The organism is Marinifilum sp. N1E240 (assembly GCF_009295825.1).
GTDB lineage: Bacteria > Bacteroidota > Bacteroidia > Bacteroidales > Marinifilaceae > Marinifilum_A > Marinifilum_A sediminis.
Window position 1 is genome coordinate 845,815 of the sequence record NZ_WHKF01000002.1, and the last position, 19,832, is coordinate 865,646.

A 19,832-nucleotide genomic window follows, 5' to 3' on the forward strand; every position below is an offset into this window, starting at 1 on the left:
TTTCAAAGATCTCTCCATTGATAATCTAGCGATTACACTAATAAGAGAGATACTTGAGTCTTAATCGGGCGCAAAAGTAGAATAAATTTGTAATAAGTCAACAACATGTTTGCCTTAAATTGTGATTTAAACATTATTTAACATTCTCAGATTCTCACATATATTCATTTGATATTTGATAAAATATTTTGATTTCTTTTAATTCTTTCTCTATATTGCAGTAAGAAAGCCATCCATGTTATTAATTACCACTCATTTTTAGGATACCACAGAAATCACGCAACAGTCTTGTGTGTATTTGTATGTACAATTCTAAAAAACTGCATATGTTCGATTTAGACAAATGGCAAGAGATTTTCGAAACCATTCGAAAAAACAAACTGCGAACAATTCTTACTGGATTTAGTGTTTCCTGGGGAATATTCATGCTTATTATCTTATTAGGTTCAGGCAATGGATTACAAAATGGTGTTTTGGATCAATTTAAACGCGATGCTGTAAACAGCTTATGGATATACAGTGGAAGAACTAGTTTAGCATTTAATGGAATGCAGCCGGGGCGTAGAATTCAATTTACGAATGAAGATTACGATCGCACGAAGGATTCGGGTATAGATGTTGATAAAATCAGTTCTCGATTTTCCATTTGGAGGAATAATTTACTCTCCTATAAATCCGAATTTGTGAATTACAATATCATTGCGGTTCATCCTGATACCGAAACATTGGAAAATACTACAACCATAAAAGGTCGGTTTTTAAATGAAGTAGATGTGAAAAAGTTTAGGAAAGTAGTTTCTATCAGTACCATAGTCGAGGAGGCTTTATTTAAAAAAGAAGAACCTGTTGGGAAATACATAAAAATTAATGGTATTCCTTTTCAGGTGATAGGAACCTTCACCGATCATTCGGAACGCGACCTGCAACGAGTTTATGTACCTGTATCTACTGCTCAAAGAGTATTTAATGGTGCCAATCGAATTTCAAATATGTCTTTCACAACAAACACTCACGATATTGAGGCTCTAAAACAAATGGAGGATCACATTAGAAGTAGTTTTGCCTCTCGTCATAAATTTGATCCAACAGATAAAAGAGCCATGTGGATTAACAACAATATGGAAGGATATCAACGTACAATGGCGCTCTTTGCAGGGATAAGGATATTTGTCTGGATAATTGGGGCATTCACAATTATTGCAGGTATTGTAGGTGTTAGCAATATAATGATAATTGTTGTACGCGAACGAACCAGAGAAATAGGAATACGAAAGGCTTTGGGAGCATCACCAAATTCAATTGTCGGTCTCGTTTTATTAGAATCCGTTTTGATTACTTCTGTGGCAGGATATATTGGTTTGGTATTTGGCGTAATCCTTTTGGAAGTGCTGGCTCCACATACTCAAATAGAGTTTTTCATGAACCCATCAGTAGATTTAAGTGTTGGGATTCAAGCTACTCTTGTACTCGTTTTTGCTGGACTAATTGCAGGTTTCTTTCCAGCTTGGAAAGCGGCAAATGTAAAACCAATTGAGGCATTAGCCGACGAATAATCTCAATAAATTACAATCAATTTTATAATAGCAATTATACCTTATAATATATGTTTGATAGAGATAGGTGGACCGAAATTTATATGGCGCTAAGAGCCAATAAACTAAGAACTTTTTTGACAGCATTTGGTGTTTTTTGGGGGATTTTCATGCTCATTATTATGCTTGGCTCTGGTCAGGGACTCGAAAATGGTGTATATCATGGAATGGGAGATTTTGCGACAAATTCGGTATTTGTTTGGGCGCAACCAACGAGTAAACCCTACAAAGGTTACAAACAAGGCAGAAGATACAATTTTACTAATCAGGATACTAAAGCCATTTTGGATAATATACCTGAGATAGCTCTTTTGGCTCCTCGAATTCAGGCGCGTGGAGGAGATGGTAACAACAATGTAATTCATAAACTAAAAACCGGAGCATTTAATATTCTGGGCGATGTGCCAGAGGTGAATAAAATAGATCCTGTAACCATTACAGCTGGTCGTTTTCTCAACCAGGTTGATATGAATGAAAAACGGAAAATTGCGATTTTAGGAAAAAGAGTGATAGAAGTACTTTTTGAGGAGGATGAAGATCCAATAGGAACATATATTAAAATTAATGGCGTATTCTTTCAGGTGGTAGGTACATTTAAATCAATGCACAACCAAGGTTGGGGCGATTGGCAGAATCAATGCATTTTTATTCCTTTTACAACATTGCAAAAGACCTATAATTATGGGAATAGAGTTGGACACTATTCAATAACCTCAAAAAAAGAATATACGGCTACTTATGTAGAAGAAAAAGTGAAAGCTCTGCTAAAGCGCCGACACAAAATTCACCCAGATGATCAACGAGCAATTGGGAGTAATAATGTGGAGAAAGAGTTCATTCAAATCAATAACTTATTTATGGGAATTGCCGGATTAATTTGGATTGTAGGAACAGGTACTTTGTTGGCAGGAATTATAGGGGTCAGTAACATCATGCTTTTTATCGTAAAAAAACGAACAAAAGAGATTGGTATTCAAAGAGCCTTAGGAGCATCTCCATCCATAATTATTAGTTCTATTTTAACTGAATCGGTTGTTTTAACCGCCATTGCCGGATGGTTTGGATTGGTATTTGGAGTCTTGCTTTTGGAAGTAATCAGTAAGGCGATACAAAATGGAGGTGGTGACGAAAGTATGTTTACCAATCCTGAGGTTGATTTCAATGTTGCATTAATAGCTTTGTTTATTTTGATAATAGCTGGACTTTTTGCTGGAGTTATTCCTGCCAAAAGAGCTATGGAAGTTAGACCAATTGAGGCAATTCGTGATGATGGATAGCTTACTGTTTTATTTTTAATTAGTTGACGTTGAGAAAGGTTTTGTTTTGTTAAAGATAAAATTGTATTTTACTATAAATTTATAACCTATCTTTTTATGAAACGTTTATTGTATCTTTTTCTAATTGCAATGTTATGTGTGAGTAACCTGTTTGCACAAAATAGAGAAGTAACAGGTTGTATAGTAGTTTTTGAGACCATTCCGGTAGTAAATGCAAAGATTACACTTAAAAGCTCTAAAAAAATAGTAACAACAAATGAAATGGGAGAGTTTACTCTTAGTTGCAATTCAAAAGATAAATTACTCATTATTGCCGAAGGATTTCAGAGTAAAAAAATAAAAATTAATACTAAAAAGACTTCACCAATTCTAGTTAATCTTGAATTGTCAAAAAATTCAGAAGCATCGCAAATCGCGGTTTATAAAGGTCACATTTTGAAAGTTGAAGAATTCGATAAATTAGTCGAGAAGTATTCAAAAGATAATGGTTACGGAAGATATAGTACAGTATTGGAGATTATTAAATGTGAATTTCCAACCTTACAGTATGTTAACGGAGAAATAATTATGAGAGGGATAAAATCCATAACAGGAAATAATGCAGCAAAAATTTCTGTTGATGGTGTGATTATGGGAGGAAGTATTCTAGAATCATTAACTCCTAATGATATTGTAAGTATTAGGCTGCTACAGGGAAGTCAGGCTGCTATACATGGGATAAGGGGAGCAAACGGAGTTGTAGAGATTAAAACAAAACAAGGAAGCTAAAAAAACAACTTAAAATGTAAATAAAGGCTGATTCAGAATTGAATCAGCCTTTATGTCTTAGAATAACTCTTCAATAGAAAGATATCTTTCTCCAGTATCATAGTTAAAGGTAAGAACAGTTGCTCCATTCTCAATTTCACTCAACTTTTTATCAACAGCAGCTAGTGAAGCTCCAGTAGAAATACCTGCCAAAATACCTTCGTTTACAGCTAATTCTTTCACTTTTGCAAAAGCATTATCCTTGCTAACACTTATTGCACCATCCAATATTTTAACATTTAGATTTTCTGGAATAAATCCTGCACCAATACCCTGAAGTGGGTGAGGACCAGGTTCTCCTCCGCTAATAACCGGAGATGCTTCTGGTTCTACAGCAAATACTTTAAGATTTGGAAAATTTTTCTTTAAAATCTCTGCCACACCCGTGATATGTCCACCAGTCCCAACACCGGTAATTAAATAGTCAATACCATCAGGGAAATCCTCGATAATTTCTTTAGCTGTTGTTCTTCTGTGTATATCAACATTGGCTTCATTATCAAATTGTGAAGGCATCCATGAGTTTTGTGTATTGTTAATCAATTCTTCAGCTTTTTCGATTGCACCTTTCATCCCTTTTTCACGAGGAGTTAAAACAAATTCAGCGCCATAAGCTGCCATTAAGCTTCTTCTTTCCACCGACATGGAATCGGGCATTACGAGAATTAATTTATATCCTTTTACCGCAGCAACCATTGCTAAACCAACACCAGTATTTCCAGATGTAGGTTCAATAATAACGGAATCTTTATTTAATAAACCATCTATCTCGGCTTTTTCGATCATTGATAATGCAATTCTATCTTTAATACTTCCCGCTGGATTAGAGCGTTCTAATTTCATCCAAACATTTGCATTGCTAAATATTTTATTGATCCTGACCACTGGAGTATTTCCAACTCCCTCTAAAATGTTATTTAATTTCATACGACTAATTTTTATATTTGAAAATTTATGATTTTACTTTCATCAAGGTTGGTTCTAACCTTGGTTTCGTGTTTATGATATACAATACTATTGGATTCAATACTTGACGTAAGCCAAACGTTTCCTCCAATAATACTATTTCTGCCAATTACTGTATCCCCACCTAATATGGTAGCGCTGGAATATATTATTACATTATCCTCAACAGTAGGATGTCTTTTCTTGTTGGCAAGACTTTTCTTCACCTGTAAAGCTCCTAATGTAACTCCCTGATATATTTTGACATTGTTTTTAATTATGGCAGTTTCTCCAATTACAACACCTGTTCCATGGTCAATAAAGAATGATTCTCCAATAGTGGCCCCTGGATGAATATCAATTCCGGTTTTAGTATGGGAATACTCACTCATAAGTCTTGGAATGATCGGTACTGATAAATGATAAAGAACATTACTTAATCGGTACACCATAATTGCGAAAAATCCAGGATAGGCAATAATAACCTCTCCCAATCGATCTGCTGCAGGGTCAAATTTCTGAATTGCTTCAGCATCTTTAAGCAAAGCCTTATAAACAGCGGGCAATTGCTTCATAAAATCATGAGTAACTTTTTCTAAAGGAGCGTTCAATTCACCTTTTACAGGCAGTAAAAGAAGCTTTAAACTTGATTCTAATTGATACAATAATGATTCTTGATCACAGCTACTTTTAGATCTTCTGGCACTTATTGGAAATAATGTATTCATTGATTCCTCAACGAATTTTTGAGCCAAATCCCGTGAAGGCATATCGTAGTCTGAATTTTTTCTGGAAGCTTGTAATTCTTCCATTACTTTACTTAGGTAACCCATTGTTAATTTTGATTTTAAAAGTGTGAATACACCAAATAATAAGGAATACATGTAGTTTCCCAAATAGCGAATAATATTAGTAAGATCAAGTATCTATCTATCTAACAGCAACAACAATAGCAACAACAGACTTGGTTATTATTGTTTTTTGATATTTGGGAATAATATGAAAAGTACGAATGATTCGATTGCATAGCAAGATCAGCCAAAGAGTTTTGGCTAAAATTTGAAATTGTTGTATGCAATATATCTCTTTTCATTGTGAAGTTTCTAAAAGCAAACTTATGAAAAAAAACTTAAACAAGACATCATTGTCTTATATTTTCTGTTAATTAATTGTTATTTGATAAGGAGAGAATAATTTATACGAAAACATGAAATTCGTTAATTTTATTTATATTCAAATTACAAAAACATGAATAATATGAGTACTTCAAAGTATATATGTCCAAAATGTGGAAATAAACAGTTTGAAACAGATGAATTTAGAGCAACCGGTGGTCGTTTTGCCAAAATATTCGATGTTCAAAATAAAAAATTTACTACCGTAACTTGTACAAGGTGTTCCTATACCGAGCTTTATAAGGCCAGCACAAGTCAATTGGGGAATATATTCGATTTTTTCACCAATTAATATTATACTCGATGATGAAAAAACAATTACTTTTTGTCTGCTTAGGAAATATCTGTCGATCACCAAGTGCTGAAGCTGTAATGAATGGCTTTTTACAAATAAACATGCTTGATGATGAATTTGAATGCGATTCAGCTGGAACAGGAGGCTGGCACGCTGGCGAAAGAGCCGATGGGAGAATGATGACCCACGCAGCTCGCCGTGATTACAATTTAACAAGTATTGCTCGTCAATTCGACCCTGCGACAGATTTTGATCAATTTGATTTAATTATTGGCATGGATCAACAAAATGTATCTGATTTGAAAGGGATGGCACGCAAGAAATCTGATCTTGATAAAATTAAATCAATGACTGATTACTGCTCCAGGTATACGCATTATGATTCAGTTCCGGATCCATATTACGGAGGATCGGATGGATTTGAATTGGTTTTAGATATTTTAGAGGACGCATGTGAAGGATTGCTTAAAGAACTAAATTAATGAAAGCAGCAGGAGTTGTAAATAAAATAGAAGATTGGGCGGGGAAGAAGATTGTCAACTACAAGTCTGTTACTGGTGGATCAATTGCTAAAACCGATCAGATTGAATTTGAGGACGGTCGATCTGGTTTTCTGAAAACAGGATCCGAATTGTCTGATGTTTTTCAGAAGGAGGCGAATGGTCTTAAAGAGCTTGCAAAAACAAATTGCATTCGTGTACCCGAAGTGCTATTGGTTGATGAGAATTTCCTGCTTCTTGAGTTCATAGAGCAGAGAAGAAAGGATCAGAAATTCTTTATTCATTTTGGAGAGCAATTGGCGAACCTTCATTCCCGAACTGCTTTTAAATTTGGATTCAAAGAGGATAATTATATAGGATCAACTCCTCAGCTTAATACTACGAAACCTAACGAAGCTGAAAACTGGATAGATTTTTATTACAATAAACGCTTGTTATATCAATACAAGCTAGCCGAACAAAAAGGTTTGGCTGGCAATGAACTAAAAAATGGTTTTCTTATCCTGGAAAACAGAATTGAAGAGATACTGGAAGGGAGTGAAGAAAAGCCAACTCTGATACATGGTGATTTGTGGAATGGCAATTATCTGTGTGATGTAAATTCTAATCCAGTTCTAATTGATCCAGCGGTTTATTATGGACATAGAGAAGCAGATTTGGCAATGACGAAACTTTTTGGAGGATTTGATGATATCTTCTACGATACGTATTCGAAACACAAGCCATTGCCACAAGGCTATGATTACAGAGAAAACATTTACATGTTATATCATGTATTGAATCACCTTAATTTATTCGGAAATTCGTATTACGGACAAGCTGTAAGGCTTGTGTGGTCCTATTTGCATTAATCAAATAGGACTTTAATCAAATCTATTTCTCCGCCATAAAAATGAATGTAAGAAGCTATGGTATTCTTCTTTTTAAAGATATGTGTATCCAATTTTTTACCTCTTGCAGAATAAACTTCACCAATACTCAAATTCTCTTCAGCTCCATTAAGGTGTGAATAATGAAATTCATGTCCGAAAAGCTCAACTCCATTAAGATTAATCTTTCGATAACCTAAATGGAGTTTCATATTTTCCATTGATGCAGATTGCTTAAAAAAGCCAATCATAGGATATTTATTAGATTCTTTATCCACTATAGAATCGCTCAAATACATCATACCACCACATTCGGCTAATACCTTACCACCATTTTCACAATAGTTTAAAATTTGAGATTTCAATTTCGTATTTTTACTTAACTCCTTTAGATAAAGTTCAGGATATCCACCAGCAAAATATAGTAGATCGGCTTCAGGCAATTTCTGATCCCGAATAGGTGAAAAATATTCAATATTACCTAATTTTTCAAGTGCTTTAAGATTTTCATGATAAGTGAAGTTAAAAGCTTCATCCTTTGCAACAGCAATCTTTAATTTCCCTTTTTTATTTGACTCAATTTGATCAGGAACAGTAATATCTTTACAAGTGATTTCCATTAATCGCTCCACATTTACTGTTTCATTTATGTGGGAAGCTATCTGTTCAATTTTATCTTCGTATTTGTCTGTAGACGAGATTTGAAGCCCTAAATGACGTGATGGCAGACTGATCTCTTCATTTTTCTTTACGTATCCTAAAGCTTCAACGCCAACATCTTCACAGGCATCTTTTAGAAATTGATAATGGGATTCTCCCGATACAAAATTAAAAATCACACCAGCAAGATTTATATCCTTGTAAAAGTTTTTAAATCCATAAAGTAAAGGAGCAACCGAGTATGCGGTAGCTTTTGCATTCACCACAAGAATTACCGGTATATTAAGACGTTCAGCAATTTCGGCAGAGCTTCCCTTCATTTTTTTTGCACCATCAAATAAGCCCATTACACCTTCAACAACAGAAACATCCTTATTCTGAGAATATTTTTGATACAATTCTTGCACATACTTTTCGCTACTCATAAATGTATCTAAATTGATAGAAACATTTCCAGAAGCCCACGCATGATGCTTAGTATCTAAATAATCAGGTCCGCATTTAAATGCTTGCACGCTTAAACCATTGTTTTTGAAGATTCTCAGTAATCCTTGCGTAACTGTAGTTTTTCCGCTATTACTCGAAGGAGCAGCAATCAAAAATTGAGGTATAGAAGTCATAGAAATAAAAATAATAAGGAGGCAAAAATAGAATTAAATTTTAAAGTATACTTCATCAAATTTAATTCATTATACATTCAGAAAAGATAATTTTAGGGAATGAAAAAATCTTCAGCGATACTCTCCAACACTTTATAGTTGATTAAATGTCCTTTTTTATTGAATTCCTCCATTCTAACTAAACCTACATTAATGGCATACCATTCGACTACTTTAGTCTTCGATTTAGAAATTCCGGAATAAGATATTTTATCAGTAGAAATCCGATAGCAGGTAAACTTTCCTGCGGGTGTTTCAATACTTTCCTGACCATCTACTTTTCGATTTATGAGTAATACATTCATCGACATTAAAATAGATCCAGTTCCTCTTAAAATACTAGCTTGACAAATAGCTTCCGGTAGCATTTGTCCGATAATTGGTTTTAAAGGCAACAGTACACTATCAGCTTTAATCTTAATTACCATTCGTTGGTAAGAGTCTAATTTAATCGGATCTAAATATCGTTCGGCTCCCATAAAAAAGTTAGAATCTTTACTTGTAAAGTGAAAATATTGATAAAATGTATTTTGCTTTATTGTTGTAATTTCGGACTCAATATTGTACTTTATATTTCCAAATTTATCTTTCGATTTCCCAGATAATTGCCAAATTTCAGTAAAAGTTTTTCTGTTTTTATGATCGTAATTGACATATTTGGCTTTAAAATTTCTTTTTGAAGGAACGTAGGAATAATCTCGCTGGCAGATGCCAGAGAAACACGATATTAGAATTAAGAATATAGTAGAGTAGAGTATTTTCATTCAATTATGCTTACGTATCAAAATATAAATTTACACAAAATCTAAGAAGCATAAAATTATCTTATCCCTTATTTAATCACGTACACAAGAGATTCTAAATAAGTCAATGAAAGTTTAATTTTTATTAAAATTCTCTATATTCGTACCAACAACCTTATTATCAACCTGCATGTTTAATAGATTAATTATAGCGTATGAGAAGAATTATTATTGCAGGTTTATTCCTAATGTCATCACTGAATTTTACCTCTTGTAGTAGCAGTAAGGATGAATTTGTAGAAGATCAGATTAACATTGATGAAAATCCGATTAGTGAAAATGAACTGCTTAGATTGGTGAATGAAGTTAGAGCTTCTGGCACAACCTGCGGGGAAACTTATTATCCGCCAGTTGGAGAATTAAGTTGGAATACCAAACTGGAACAAGCCGGATTGAATCACAGTCAGGATATGATTGATAATGATTTTTTTGAGCATCAATCATCCGATGGCAGAAGCCTTACGGATAGATTAAATGAAGTTGAATACAATTACAGTTATGCTGGAGAGAATATTGCCTTTGGATACACAAACGAAAACGCTGTTGTAAATGCATGGCTAAGAAGTCAGGGACATTGTGCTAATATCATGAATCCTAACTTTACAGAAATGGGAGTTGGTAGAGTAGGTAATTATTGGACTCAAGATTTTGGAAAACCAAAACAATAGGGTATAAAAAAACCACCTCAAGCGTTAATCGAGATGGTTTTAATCTGTTTGTTTGAAAAGCTTTAAGTTTGTCTGTTAAAACTTAAATTAATTTTATTTCGAAGCGAATTATTCCGACACTACTTCAAATTCGATCTCTACTTTAACTTCTTTGTGAAGTTTTACAGTAGCGGTATATTTACCGATCTCTTTTACAGCGTCTTTAATAGAAATCACTTTTCTGTCAATTTCGAACCCTTGAGCAGTTAATGCTTCAGCAATTTGAATGTTGTTAACAGATCCGAAAATTTTACCAGTAGTACTAGTTTTAGCACCTAAGCTAATAGTAACACCTTCTAATTTCTTAGCAATTTCTAATGCTTCGTTTTTGATTTTCTCCTGCTTATGAGCACTTTGTCTCATGTTCTCAGCATGCATTTTTTTAGCTGACTCTGTAGCTAAAATTGCAATACCATTAGGAATCAAATAATTTCTTCCGTAACCATTCTTAACAGTTACGATATCGTTTTTATATCCTAAAGTATGGATATCTTGTTTTAAGATTACTTCCATTTCGTTTCCTCCTTCTTTAAAGATTATTTCATCATGTCAGTTACATATGGTAGCAATGCAATGTGACGAGCACGTTTAACTGCAGTAGCAACCTTTCTCTGGTATTTTAAAGAAGTACCTGTGATACGACGAGGCAAGATCTTTCCTTGTTCGTTCAAGAATTTCTTTAAGAATTCAGGATCTTTGTAATCGATGTACTTAATCTTGTTTTTCTTGAAACGACAGTATTTTTTCTTTTTGATCTCAACTGAAGGTGGGGTCAAATATCTGATTTCTGATTGATTCTGTGCCATGACTTATTTCTCCTCTTTAGTTTCTTTAAGGTTTCCTTTTCTTTTAATTGAGTACTCAAAAGCATACTTATCAAGCTTGAAAGTTAAGAAACGGATGACTTTCTCATCACGTCTGTAGTTCAATTCCAATTTCTCGATTAATTCGCCCGGAGCATCAAATTGAAGCAATTGGTAAAAACCAGTGCTTTTCTTTTGAATTGGATAAGCCAACTTGCGCAGTCCCCAGTTCTCCTCATTTACGATCTTACCGCCGTTAGTTGTGATAAGAGTCTTGAATTTTTCTACCGCCTCCTTTACCTGAGCCTCAGATAAAACGGGAGTTACAATGAAAACGGTTTCATAATGATTCAACATAACTTAAATAATTTAATTTAATACTTAATAATTAAGTGTTTTTTATTGAGCCGCAAAATTAACTATTCTTTTTTGATTTTTCAAGAATAGTAGATGTTTATTCAGCTACAAGGCGCAAAAGTAACAAATTGAATCAAGAAAAACAGAAACATTTTAAAGTATTATTTACGAAATATGTTATTTATATATGAATAATAATTTGTTCTCAATCTGTATTCCTTGCTACACTTGGCAAGCCTCCTAATTTTTTGTAACTTATTACTAAAGGTTAAACTAAACACAGGCTTATGAAGGACAGGATGATAACATTAGCGACATATAGTTACTCTAGAGCCCAATTGCTTAAAACTCGTCTGGAATCAGAAGGAGTTGAGTGCTATTTGAAGAATTTGAATTTAATACAATCTGCTATTGGTGGTGGAGTAAAAGTTCGAATTAAGGAAGAAGATCTCAATCGAGCTCTTAAAATCATTGAAGAACTCGATTTGAGTTATGCTCAGGAAGATTTGGATAAAAATTTTCCTCAAAGGAATTTAGATGTAAATAGAATTTTAGTTCCAGTAGATTTCTCTGATTTCTCACCAAAACTTTGTGATTCAGCCGTAGGAATTGCAAAAAAATTTAATGCGGATATCTTACTATTTCACACTTATTTTGCTTCTGCAATCGAATCGGTTCCATTTTCAGATAGTTATACTTACAACTCAACGGTTGTAGAGGTACTGTCAGAAGTGGAAAAAAATGCCAAAGCACGTATTAAAGAACTCTACTATGATATTCGTAATCGCTTGGAGTTAGAAAAAATTGATGGAATTGAAGTTGATTATGCATTAAGCGGAGGAACAGCATCATCCGAAATATTAACTCAATGTGAGAAATATCAACCTGATTTAATGATAATGGGAAGTAGGGGAGAAACAGCTGGAACTACAAATTTACTTGGTAGTGTGGTGTCAAATGTTTTGGAAGAAACCAATGTGCCGGTGCTAATCCTATCAGATCAGGGAGAACAGATCGATTTAGATGAAATTGATAATATCATGTATGCAACTGATTTCGATAAGGCGGATTTTAGAGCAATTGCCAATCTAAAATACATTACAAAGCCTTATGATATGAAAATCCATTGTGTTCACTTCGAAGAGAAGGAAATTGAAGATCCTATTGAAGAACATCGCATGCAAATCTTAAGAAAGTATTTGAAAAGAGCATTAGGTGAATCAGAGGTGAGTTGCAGAATTATTCACGAGAATAATAAAATGGAAGGAATTGAGAAATATACTCACGATCATGACATTGGAATGATTGCAATTTTAGCAAGAAAACACAATTTATTACAACGACTATTCTTTGGACAAATGTCAAGAAAACTATTTATTAAAACACACATGCCAATCTTAGTATTTCATTAATATATAGATATGCAAATAATAAAAAAAAGACGCGTTTGCGTCTTTTTTTATTTTAATATTTCACCCAATAAAACCGGATCATCATCATCGGAAATACCAGTTATTTTCACTTTATAGAACTGATTTTTTTCTATGTTTTCACCTGTAAATTTCACAGGAATATAGTTTTCACCGTATCCTCTAGCTTGATTCTCATCTGTTTTTTCAACTAAAACGACTTGTTCTTTACCTATAAACAATTTTCGATAATCCATCTTTACATCTTCTGCAATGCCTCTTAAAACTTCACTTCTCGATGACTTGATTCTTTCATCAACATGGTTGGGCATTCTTTCGGCTCGGGTACCTTTTCGAATTGAATATTTAAAGGTGTGAACATGTCCAAATTTCAATTCCTTAATAAGATTACAGGTAGCATTAAAATCATCTTCTGTTTCATTCGGAAATCCAATAATTACATCTGTTGTAATATTAAAGTTTGGATTTTGAGCCCTGATTTTCTGAACAATTTCCTTAAAACGTTTAGCAGTATACATTCTTCTCATTTGCAACAGTACCGACTCCGAACCACTTTGCAAACACAAATGTAAATGAGGAGTTATTTTAGAATGGTTCAGTAAGCTAAGAAACTTATCTCCGAAACCATCAGGCTCAATGGATGAAATACGAAGGCGAAAATCCCCTTCTAATTCCAAAATTTGCTCAATCAAATCATCAAAATTCTTACCTTCATAATCATATCTGCCAATATTTACACCAGTTAATACCACTTCTTTTGCTCCATTCTCCACAACCGATTTTATGTTGTTAAGAATATCCTCAACTGGTCTGCTAGCCGCACGACCTCTAACCGATGGAATAATGCAGAAAGTACAGAAATTATCACAACCATCCTGAATTTTTATCATACTACGGGTATGAAAACCTTTAACGGTTGATCCGTATGAAAACAAATCTGTATTTAATTTCGATGGGTGAATAATTTCACCTTTATAGTGCGCATCAACAAGTGAAAAAACAGATGATTTTTGATCATTTTCAACCACGTAATTAATTTCAGGTTTACCTTCCAGTTCCTCCTTAGAATTGTTAGCCATACAACCAGTGACAACCAAAACCGAATCAGGATTTCGTCTATTGGCTTGACTAATAAAATTACGTGATTTATGATCACTTTGATGAGTCACAGTACATGAATTAATTACATATACATCGGCTTCCTTATCGAATGAAACTGATTCATAACCATTTTTTTGAAACTGAGAAGCCAATGCATCAGTTTCGTATTGATTTAATCGACAACCAAGTGTCTTAAATGCTACCTTTTTCTTCACCTTCTACCTCTTCGTTTATCTTAATTAGTTTTCCTTCAACAGAAAAATCGGCTGCTGATGTAATTTTGATATCAACAAATTGTCCAACTAAACTTTCATCTGTAGATAAAAATCGAACATTAATTTTTCCTTCAGTTAGCGCCATTAAATACCCCTCGTGGCGAGCCTTTCCTTTTACTAAAATTCGGTAAGTTTTATCAACCATATGTTCATTATAGTTCCGGGAATATAGCTTTAAATCTTCAGTAAGTTGATGATGCCTTTGCTTTTTAATATCTAAGTTTACATCATCAAACCATCTATGACTAAGAGCTCCTGGACGAGGAGAATACATTGCAATATAAGCCATATTATATTTGAATTCTTCCATTGCTTTCCTTGTGTTTTCGAACTGTTCATCGCTTTCACCAGTAAATCCAACAATAATATCTGTAAATAAGGTTGCCTCAGGAATCAACCTCTTTATTGTGTGAACAATCTGTCTATATTTCTCCATGCCATGCTTTCGATTCATATGAATCAAAACTTTATCGTCACCAGATTGAATTGGTAGATGGATTTGCTTAGCCAAACATTTATATTGTGCTATCACCTCAATTACTTCATCGGTCATATCACGAGGATGTGGAGAAGTAAAATAAATCCAGAATTCTTTATTTAATCGATTTCCTAACTTTCCAATTCTTCTTAGCAATTCAGGAAAATCAACTTCTTTACCTTTTTTATCAAGCCCATATGAGTTAACATTTTGACCAAGCAGGGTAATGGATTTAAAACCTTTATCTACCAAGTTTTCTATTTCCTGTACTATTTCATCCGATGGACGAGATACTTCTCGACCTCTGGTATAAGGAACTGCACAAAAAGAACAAAACTTATCACAACCATTTTGAATAGGTACGTAAGCCTCAAAATCAGAAGTGTAATTTGGTTTCACATTCCAAAATTCTGAAATATTTTCATTCTGAGAATCAAAGCCTTGCTGCAGTCCAACAGGAGTTGCAATACCATATTGCTGAATCATTTCAGGCAATTTAGGCAAATCCTTCATTTGGAATAAAATATCAAATAACTTTAAAAATTTCTCCAAATCGGAAGGTAAAACACATCCAGAAACAAAGGTCACCAAATTGCGTTTATTCTTCCACTTGTTCCATTTATGAATTTTTGAATAAACCTTATCAATCGCCTTTTGTCGAACAGAACAAGCTAAAATTCCAATCAAATTTGCATCTTCTTCCTTATCAGTCCACTGATATCCCATGCTTTCAATTATAGATCGAACCCTCTCACCATCTGAGGCATTCATCTGGCAGCCTAATGAAACTAAATGATATTTCATAATACTATAATTCAATTAAAAGTAGACCTCTGTATGTACTGGACCTAGCGTGATTCCCTGTTTCTCAAGGATATCATAAGCCTCGTAAATCATGTGGCAATTGCCACATAAGTAACAAATTGTATCCGATGAAACCGGATTTTGTTTCAGATATTCAGTAACTCTTCCATGAAAATTACCAGACTCTTCTCGCGAAGTACATAAAATATAATTTCCATTTTTATATTCATCACGTTCATAAGCTTCATTTTCCTTTCTAACACCATGAAGAACAGTATAATTCAATTCCGGATGTGTTACAATAAAACTATGAATAGGAGATATACCAGTTCCGGTTGCAATAAATAGAAATTTCTTAGTTTCCAATTCACTTTCTTGCAAAGAAAAATGTCCAAACGGACCATCAACATCCAGGTAATCGCCAGGTTTACATCTCTTTAGTTTTTTAGATACTAAACCTTCATCAACTTCTTTAATCAAAACTTCAAGATATTTATCATTCTCCGAACTGTATATTGAATACTCTCTTCGATCGATACTTCCTGTAAATCCTAATGTGATGTACTGACCTGTTGTAAATGTAAAATCATTTTTTTCCATCTGAATGATATATGTAGATGGAGTTAAATTTCGTACTTCTGTAACTTTATGTGATCTCATTATTTTATAATCGATATTTAAATTCCAAATGTTTCTCCTTTAATAAGAGATTTCGCTATGTGGAATCAATTCAAATAAGCGAATACAAAAAAATACAAAATTCAGGGAAGTAACAAGAATTATAGGACCTTTATATCTGTAAATGTCATAATTTTATTAAAAACGAAGCAGAAGTAGCAAAAATGATCACTTTTCATCTAAATCACCATGAATTTACACGATTGAAAACAGATGCTTTATTGTTGATATACTGAGAGTTTTAGGTAGTATTTGTCATTGTAAACCCTCTGAGAATTTAATATTTAATCGTCTTATGTATCTTAGTAAGGTATACTTTGTGGATTTAAGCTTAAAATAGGATCAGAAAAATGTGAATTTAGTCACATCAATAAAATTGATATAATTATATAAACTAATGAAATAGTTTTCCAAATTCAACATTTGCATCAGAAGATTTTTCGAAGACAGGAATTTCCACAATAGGGCAATCAAATCCAAATTTCTCTAGATAATGATGAAATACATTTATAGAGTCATTTAAAATAAATTCACTCTTTGCTGGATAGTGATTGTAAATTAATCCATGAAGAGGAATGTTACGATTTTTCATTATTTCCAAACTCATTAAAGTGTGATTTATACTTCCCAATTTCGAAGAAGTAACTAAAATTACGGGATAACGTTTTTCTTCTAAAAAATCCAATAATGAATAATCTAATGATATAGGAACATGTAAGCCTCCAACTCCCTCTAATAAAACAATTTCATATCTTTCTTCTAATGTTTTAGTTGAATTGTTTATTTGCTCAATATCTATCTTTTTATTTTGCATATTTGCTGCCAAATGTGGAGATGCAGGATAGTCAAAAACAAAAGGACAAGTAGTAAAATCTTTGTCTTCCTCAAACAATTCAACGCCCATAATTTCACGATGCGTAAGTATATCTTCTGATATTCCCTGACAGCCTGTTTGTGCAAATTTTTGAGTAATTATCTTACGATTGTTTTGATGTAAGTATTTAGCCATTAAGCCGGTAGCATATGATTTTCCGGCATCAGTATCTATTCCTGAAATAAAATAGGTTGTCATTCAAGTTTACTTTTTAGGTTTTGCAATAAAATAAATAGGCTGATAGGTGAGAGGTACTCCTAATTCGGTGCCAAACAGATCTTTATAATCTTCTTCAAATCTAGTTAAATCACTCTTTGTCCACGCTTTTCCTGGAATTCCATTCACCCCTGTTTGTTTCATGTGTTTTAAAACGCCCAATGGAGTAGGAAAGTACCTGGTAATGGTTTCTCTATCACTCCAAATAATTTCAAATTTCTCACTCAATAAGCGTTCATGTTTGGCAAAAGAAAGATAATTTAATCCTTTCCCTTCGACATCTCGAATCTCTCTGTAGTTATCTGGTCCGAAGGAACTGAAAACTAAAAATGAATCGGGTTTGAGGACTTGATAAGCACGCTTTAAGAAAATATCCAGATTTGTAAACCATTGAAATGTAGAGCTTGACACTATCATATCTAAAGAATCAGGTAAGCTGGTATTTTCAATATCTCCACCAATAAATTTTATATTCGAATTGATATTTTCCAATACATCAGAGTATTCTTTTACGATATCATTTGCAAAGTATTGTTCTGATTCAAAGTTACTGAAGAACTTCTCAGTCAGAACCCCAGGTCCACAACCCACTTCAAGTACTTTTGAGAATTTTCCCTGAAAATGTCTTTGTAATTCATTTATCAACCTCGACGCAATTGCCTCTTGTACAATTGCATGCTTTCTGTAGGTTTCTATACTTTTTACAAATCCCTTTTGTACCTTATCTTTATTAATTTCCTGATGTTCCACTGCTTAAATCTTCAATTAATTCATCCCACGATTTCCACCTGTCAAAGCAAAAATGTGAATAATCTCTTTCTATTATTTTTAAAACACCTCCCCATGCATTATTCTGATTATCAGATGTAAATATCATATCATTACTTCCAATTAATGCAAAATCGAATACATTCCAATCAATAAAATGATTTTGAATAATTTTCTGTAATGTAATCAGCTCTTCCTTTTGTTCATCTAATTTTCTCTGTGGCTTATTGGTTTTAAATAGATTGAAAGCAGATCTTCCACCACACATTCTCATCCAGAATTTTTCTAGATTTCTTTCATTCAAACCATCAATAGTCCCTTGAAAAACAGCAGGACGGATTCCTTTTAAATTATCAATAGGTGAGAGTGTTCCATTTATTGCAATCTTTGAAGAAAACAATTCCTTATACTGATTTAAAGTCAAATTACTCACATAAACACCCAATGACCAAGCAACTAAATGAATTTCGGCATAGTTTTCAAACAAACGATTTACCTCCTTAGGCAATAAAATATCTCTATAATCATAACAGGTTAAGATATCATATTCATTTGGATTTAAGGTTTTCATAGGGTTTTCATCGCATCCCCAACCATTCATGAAAAGTATGCACTTATCCTTACCATTTTTATCAATCCATTTAGTTCTCATTACAATACTCTTTAATTATTGCAGGTAAATCCTTTATTGCTTCCCAATTCATATCCGCACAAAGCGATAATCGTAGTCTGGATGTACCTTCTGGAACAGCCGGAGGTCTTATAGGAAAGACTAAAAATCCCTTCGTTTGGAGGTATTCAGCTAAATTTACACATTTTTGACTATCTCCAACAAGAACTGGAATAATATTGGAGCTACCCGCTGTGGCTATACCAAATTCAATTAATTTTTCACGAAATTGCTCTGATAGTGTGTTAAGATGCTCTCTTTCAAGCTTCATTTTAACTATTGTCCTTAACATGATATGATTCCAGCTAATAACAATAGGAGGTAGTGCAGTGGTAAATATTAAAGATCTCATTTTATTAATAAGATAATCCTTCAGAATTGGATCGCAAATAACATATGCGCCAATTGAATTCATTGCTTTTCCAAAGGTTCCTACAAGTAGGTCAATATCATCAATACAATTTAATTCCTCAGTCAACCCAAGCCCCTTATCGCCTCTAACTCCAAGAGCATGAGCTTCATCAATATATAAAAGGCAGTTGTAGTTCTTTTTAATTTCAATCAGTTTTTCAATGTCAGCTTCGTCTCCATCCATGCTAAATATAGATTCGCTCACAATAAAAATCTGATCGTAATCATTTCTTTTATTCTTTAGTATTTGAATAAGGTGCTTATAATCGTTATGCTTAAATCTTACGTGATCGGCATTAGATAGCCTAATTCCATCAATTATACTTGCATGATTCAATTTATCGGATATAATTAAATCTCCTTTTCCAGCTAAAGCAGATAGAATTCCAATATTAGCATGATATCCTGAATTAAAGAAAAGAGAAGATCTTCCATAGAGTTTCTCCAACTCATTTTCAAGCGCTTCATACTCGCAAAAGTTCCCTGTGAGTAGACGTGAAGATCCTGATCCAAATGCATTCCCTTTTGGACGTGGTATATTTTTTTTGCTAACTCCAAGATAATCGTTTGATGATAAATTTACTTTAAAATCATTATCCGAGATTTTTTTTAAGCTTCTCAGATTGCCTGAATCACGCAATTTATCTAATTCTTGTTTGTATCTTTCTAAATTCATAA

The 19,832-nt window shown here is 33.4% G+C and carries 22 protein-coding genes; 8 read left to right on the forward strand and 14 right to left on the reverse strand.

Annotated elements, in window-relative coordinates; all coding sequences use genetic code 11:
- The first annotated feature begins 326 nt into the window (after nucleotides 1-326).
- The 3 genes from GCQ56_RS08375 to GCQ56_RS08385 all read left to right on the forward strand — a co-directional run bounded on the left by GCQ56_RS08375 (nucleotide 327) and on the right by GCQ56_RS08385 (nucleotide 3,637).
- Nucleotides 327-1,553, forward strand: coding sequence for an ABC transporter permease (locus GCQ56_RS08375; protein ID WP_152734009.1), 1,227 nt, complete (start codon nucleotides 327-329; stop codon nucleotides 1,551-1,553).
- Between the two features lie 50 nt (nucleotides 1,554-1,603).
- Nucleotides 1,604-2,869, forward strand: coding sequence for an ABC transporter permease (locus tag GCQ56_RS08380; RefSeq protein ID WP_152734010.1), 1,266 nt, complete (start codon nucleotides 1,604-1,606; stop codon nucleotides 2,867-2,869).
- Nucleotides 2,870-2,965: 96 nt separating this feature from the next.
- Nucleotides 2,966-3,637, forward strand: coding sequence for a carboxypeptidase-like regulatory domain-containing protein (locus GCQ56_RS08385; protein WP_152734011.1), 672 nt, complete (start codon nucleotides 2,966-2,968; stop codon nucleotides 3,635-3,637).
- 57 nt (nucleotides 3,638-3,694) lie between these two features.
- Here the strand turns inward: GCQ56_RS08385 and cysK are convergent, their stop codons facing one another.
- Together cysK and epsC are read right to left on the reverse strand one after the other, a co-directional pair.
- Complete coding sequence (gene cysK, locus GCQ56_RS08390; protein WP_152734012.1) at nucleotides 3,695-4,603, reverse strand: cysteine synthase A; 909 nt, start codon at nucleotides 4,601-4,603, stop codon at nucleotides 3,695-3,697.
- Between the two features lie 11 nt (nucleotides 4,604-4,614).
- On the reverse strand, nucleotides 4,615-5,454 hold the full coding sequence (gene epsC / locus GCQ56_RS08395; protein ID WP_152734013.1) for a serine O-acetyltransferase EpsC: 840 nt from the start codon (nucleotides 5,452-5,454) through the stop codon (nucleotides 4,615-4,617).
- 424 nt (nucleotides 5,455-5,878) lie between these two features.
- On the opposite strand from epsC, the gene GCQ56_RS08400 reads away from it, so the two are divergent.
- The 3 genes from GCQ56_RS08400 to GCQ56_RS08410 are packed head-to-tail and all read left to right on the forward strand — an operon-like array spanning nucleotide 5,879 to nucleotide 7,442.
- Complete coding sequence (locus GCQ56_RS08400; protein ID WP_152734014.1) at nucleotides 5,879-6,088, forward strand: zinc ribbon domain-containing protein; 210 nt, start codon at nucleotides 5,879-5,881, stop codon at nucleotides 6,086-6,088.
- Nucleotides 6,089-6,099: 11 nt separating this feature from the next.
- A complete protein-coding gene (locus GCQ56_RS08405) occupies nucleotides 6,100-6,573 on the forward strand; it encodes a low molecular weight protein-tyrosine-phosphatase (RefSeq protein WP_152734015.1) in 474 nt (157 codons plus the stop codon).
- Nucleotides 6,573-7,442: a fructosamine kinase family protein gene (locus GCQ56_RS08410; protein ID WP_152734016.1), complete on the forward strand. Its 870-nt coding sequence runs from the start codon at nucleotides 6,573-6,575 to the stop codon at nucleotides 7,440-7,442. Before GCQ56_RS08405 ends, GCQ56_RS08410 begins: the two co-directional genes overlap by 1 nt.
- On the opposite strand, the gene GCQ56_RS08415 is transcribed toward GCQ56_RS08410, so the two are convergent.
- Nucleotides 7,439-8,740 (reverse strand): cobyrinate a,c-diamide synthase, encoded by a 1,302-nt coding sequence (locus tag GCQ56_RS08415; RefSeq protein WP_152734017.1) that lies wholly within the window; start codon nucleotides 8,738-8,740, stop codon nucleotides 7,439-7,441. The genes GCQ56_RS08410 and GCQ56_RS08415 overlap by 4 nt on opposite strands.
- A gap of 92 nt (nucleotides 8,741-8,832) precedes the next feature.
- Nucleotides 8,833-9,543 (reverse strand): hypothetical protein, encoded by a 711-nt coding sequence (locus tag GCQ56_RS08420; protein ID WP_152734018.1) that lies wholly within the window; start codon nucleotides 9,541-9,543, stop codon nucleotides 8,833-8,835.
- A gap of 194 nt (nucleotides 9,544-9,737) precedes the next feature.
- Here GCQ56_RS08420 and GCQ56_RS08425 point away from each other — a divergent pair, with 194 nt between their 5' ends.
- Nucleotides 9,738-10,250, forward strand: a complete 513-nt coding sequence (locus GCQ56_RS08425) for a CAP domain-containing protein (protein WP_152734019.1) — start codon at nucleotides 9,738-9,740, stop codon at nucleotides 10,248-10,250.
- A gap of 108 nt (nucleotides 10,251-10,358) precedes the next feature.
- Here GCQ56_RS08425 and rplI read toward each other — a convergent pair whose 3' ends face one another.
- From rplI to rpsF, 3 genes are read right to left on the reverse strand one after another with little or no spacing between them, the layout of a single operon-like run.
- Nucleotides 10,359-10,802: a 50S ribosomal protein L9 gene (gene rplI, locus GCQ56_RS08430; RefSeq protein WP_152734020.1), complete on the reverse strand. Its 444-nt coding sequence runs from the start codon at nucleotides 10,800-10,802 to the stop codon at nucleotides 10,359-10,361.
- Between the two features lie 23 nt (nucleotides 10,803-10,825).
- The gene (gene rpsR / locus GCQ56_RS08435) at nucleotides 10,826-11,095 is read right to left on the reverse strand and encodes a 30S ribosomal protein S18 (RefSeq protein ID WP_127345003.1); all 270 of its coding nucleotides are present in this window, start codon (nucleotides 11,093-11,095) and stop codon (nucleotides 10,826-10,828) included.
- Between the two features lie 3 nt (nucleotides 11,096-11,098).
- Nucleotides 11,099-11,449: a 30S ribosomal protein S6 gene (gene rpsF, locus GCQ56_RS08440; protein WP_152734021.1), complete on the reverse strand. Its 351-nt coding sequence runs from the start codon at nucleotides 11,447-11,449 to the stop codon at nucleotides 11,099-11,101.
- Between the two features lie 287 nt (nucleotides 11,450-11,736).
- On the opposite strand from rpsF, the gene GCQ56_RS08445 reads away from it, so the two are divergent.
- Nucleotides 11,737-12,861 carry a universal stress protein gene (locus GCQ56_RS08445; RefSeq protein WP_152734022.1) on the forward strand — a complete coding sequence of 375 codons (1,125 nt, stop codon included), beginning with the start codon at nucleotides 11,737-11,739 and terminating at the stop codon, nucleotides 12,859-12,861.
- A 47-nt stretch (nucleotides 12,862-12,908) separates the two neighbouring features.
- Here GCQ56_RS08445 and mtaB read toward each other — a convergent pair whose 3' ends face one another.
- From mtaB to GCQ56_RS08480, 7 genes are all read right to left on the reverse strand, one after another.
- Nucleotides 12,909-14,195 carry a tRNA (N(6)-L-threonylcarbamoyladenosine(37)-C(2))-methylthiotransferase MtaB gene (mtaB, locus tag GCQ56_RS08450; RefSeq protein ID WP_152734023.1) on the reverse strand — a complete coding sequence of 429 codons (1,287 nt, stop codon included), beginning with the start codon at nucleotides 14,193-14,195 and terminating at the stop codon, nucleotides 12,909-12,911.
- Complete coding sequence (gene miaB, locus GCQ56_RS08455; protein WP_152734024.1) at nucleotides 14,173-15,537, reverse strand: tRNA (N6-isopentenyl adenosine(37)-C2)-methylthiotransferase MiaB; 1,365 nt, start codon at nucleotides 15,535-15,537, stop codon at nucleotides 14,173-14,175. Before miaB ends, mtaB begins: the two co-directional genes overlap by 23 nt.
- Nucleotides 15,538-15,552: 15 nt before the next feature.
- Nucleotides 15,553-16,197 (reverse strand): ferredoxin--NADP reductase, encoded by a 645-nt coding sequence (locus GCQ56_RS08460; RefSeq protein ID WP_152734025.1) that lies wholly within the window; start codon nucleotides 16,195-16,197, stop codon nucleotides 15,553-15,555.
- 412 nt (nucleotides 16,198-16,609) lie between these two features.
- Entirely contained in the window at nucleotides 16,610-17,287 is a 678-nt protein-coding gene (gene bioD, locus GCQ56_RS08465; RefSeq protein ID WP_152734026.1) for a dethiobiotin synthase, read from the reverse strand.
- Nucleotides 17,288-17,293: 6 nt separating this feature from the next.
- Entirely contained in the window at nucleotides 17,294-18,055 is a 762-nt protein-coding gene (bioC, locus tag GCQ56_RS08470) for a malonyl-ACP O-methyltransferase BioC (protein ID WP_152734027.1), read from the reverse strand.
- Nucleotides 18,036-18,725 carry a DUF452 family protein gene (locus GCQ56_RS08475; RefSeq protein WP_152734028.1) on the reverse strand — a complete coding sequence of 230 codons (690 nt, stop codon included), beginning with the start codon at nucleotides 18,723-18,725 and terminating at the stop codon, nucleotides 18,036-18,038. The genes bioC and GCQ56_RS08475 overlap by 20 nt, the downstream gene beginning before the upstream one ends.
- Entirely contained in the window at nucleotides 18,715-19,830 is a 1,116-nt protein-coding gene (locus GCQ56_RS08480) for an 8-amino-7-oxononanoate synthase (RefSeq protein ID WP_152734029.1), read from the reverse strand. The genes GCQ56_RS08475 and GCQ56_RS08480 overlap by 11 nt, the downstream gene beginning before the upstream one ends.
- Nucleotides 19,831-19,832 lie beyond the last annotated feature (2 nt).

Excerpts from the sequence above, each read along its gene's own strand:
- epsC (WP_152734013.1), bottom strand. The coding sequence starts at position 5,454 with ATGGGTTACCTAAGTAAAGTAATGGAAGAATTACAAGCTTCCAGAAAA.
- GCQ56_RS08460 (WP_152734025.1), bottom strand. The coding sequence starts at position 16,197 with ATGAGATCACATAAAGTTACAGAAGTACGAAATTTAACTCCATCTACA.
- GCQ56_RS08405 (WP_152734015.1), top strand. The coding sequence starts at position 6,100 with ATGATGAAAAAACAATTACTTTTTGTCTGCTTAGGAAATATCTGTCGA.
- rpsF (WP_152734021.1), bottom strand. The coding sequence starts at position 11,449 with ATGTTGAATCATTATGAAACCGTTTTCATTGTAACTCCCGTTTTATCT.
- GCQ56_RS08380 (WP_152734010.1), top strand. The coding sequence starts at position 1,604 with ATGTTTGATAGAGATAGGTGGACCGAAATTTATATGGCGCTAAGAGCC.
- miaB (WP_152734024.1), bottom strand. The coding sequence starts at position 15,537 with ATGAAATATCATTTAGTTTCATTAGGCTGCCAGATGAATGCCTCAGAT.
- GCQ56_RS08425 (WP_152734019.1), top strand. The coding sequence starts at position 9,738 with ATGAGAAGAATTATTATTGCAGGTTTATTCCTAATGTCATCACTGAAT.
- GCQ56_RS08375 (WP_152734009.1), top strand. The coding sequence starts at position 327 with ATGTTCGATTTAGACAAATGGCAAGAGATTTTCGAAACCATTCGAAAA.
- rplI (WP_152734020.1), bottom strand. The coding sequence starts at position 10,802 with ATGGAAGTAATCTTAAAACAAGATATCCATACTTTAGGATATAAAAAC.
- GCQ56_RS08385 (WP_152734011.1), top strand. The coding sequence starts at position 2,966 with ATGAAACGTTTATTGTATCTTTTTCTAATTGCAATGTTATGTGTGAGT.
- GCQ56_RS08480 (WP_152734029.1), bottom strand. The coding sequence starts at position 19,830 with ATGAATTTAGAAAGATACAAACAAGAATTAGATAAATTGCGTGATTCA.
- GCQ56_RS08410 (WP_152734016.1), top strand. The coding sequence starts at position 6,573 with ATGAAAGCAGCAGGAGTTGTAAATAAAATAGAAGATTGGGCGGGGAAG.
- GCQ56_RS08415 (WP_152734017.1), bottom strand. The coding sequence starts at position 8,740 with ATGACTTCTATACCTCAATTTTTGATTGCTGCTCCTTCGAGTAATAGC.
- bioD (WP_152734026.1), bottom strand. The coding sequence starts at position 17,287 with ATGACAACCTATTTTATTTCAGGAATAGATACTGATGCCGGAAAATCA.
- cysK (WP_152734012.1), bottom strand. The coding sequence starts at position 4,603 with ATGAAATTAAATAACATTTTAGAGGGAGTTGGAAATACTCCAGTGGTC.
- GCQ56_RS08475 (WP_152734028.1), bottom strand. The coding sequence starts at position 18,725 with ATGAGAACTAAATGGATTGATAAAAATGGTAAGGATAAGTGCATACTT.
- GCQ56_RS08420 (WP_152734018.1), bottom strand. The coding sequence starts at position 9,543 with ATGAAAATACTCTACTCTACTATATTCTTAATTCTAATATCGTGTTTC.
- GCQ56_RS08400 (WP_152734014.1), top strand. The coding sequence starts at position 5,879 with ATGAGTACTTCAAAGTATATATGTCCAAAATGTGGAAATAAACAGTTT.
- rpsR (WP_127345003.1), bottom strand. The coding sequence starts at position 11,095 with ATGGCACAGAATCAATCAGAAATCAGATATTTGACCCCACCTTCAGTT.
- GCQ56_RS08445 (WP_152734022.1), top strand. The coding sequence starts at position 11,737 with ATGAAGGACAGGATGATAACATTAGCGACATATAGTTACTCTAGAGCC.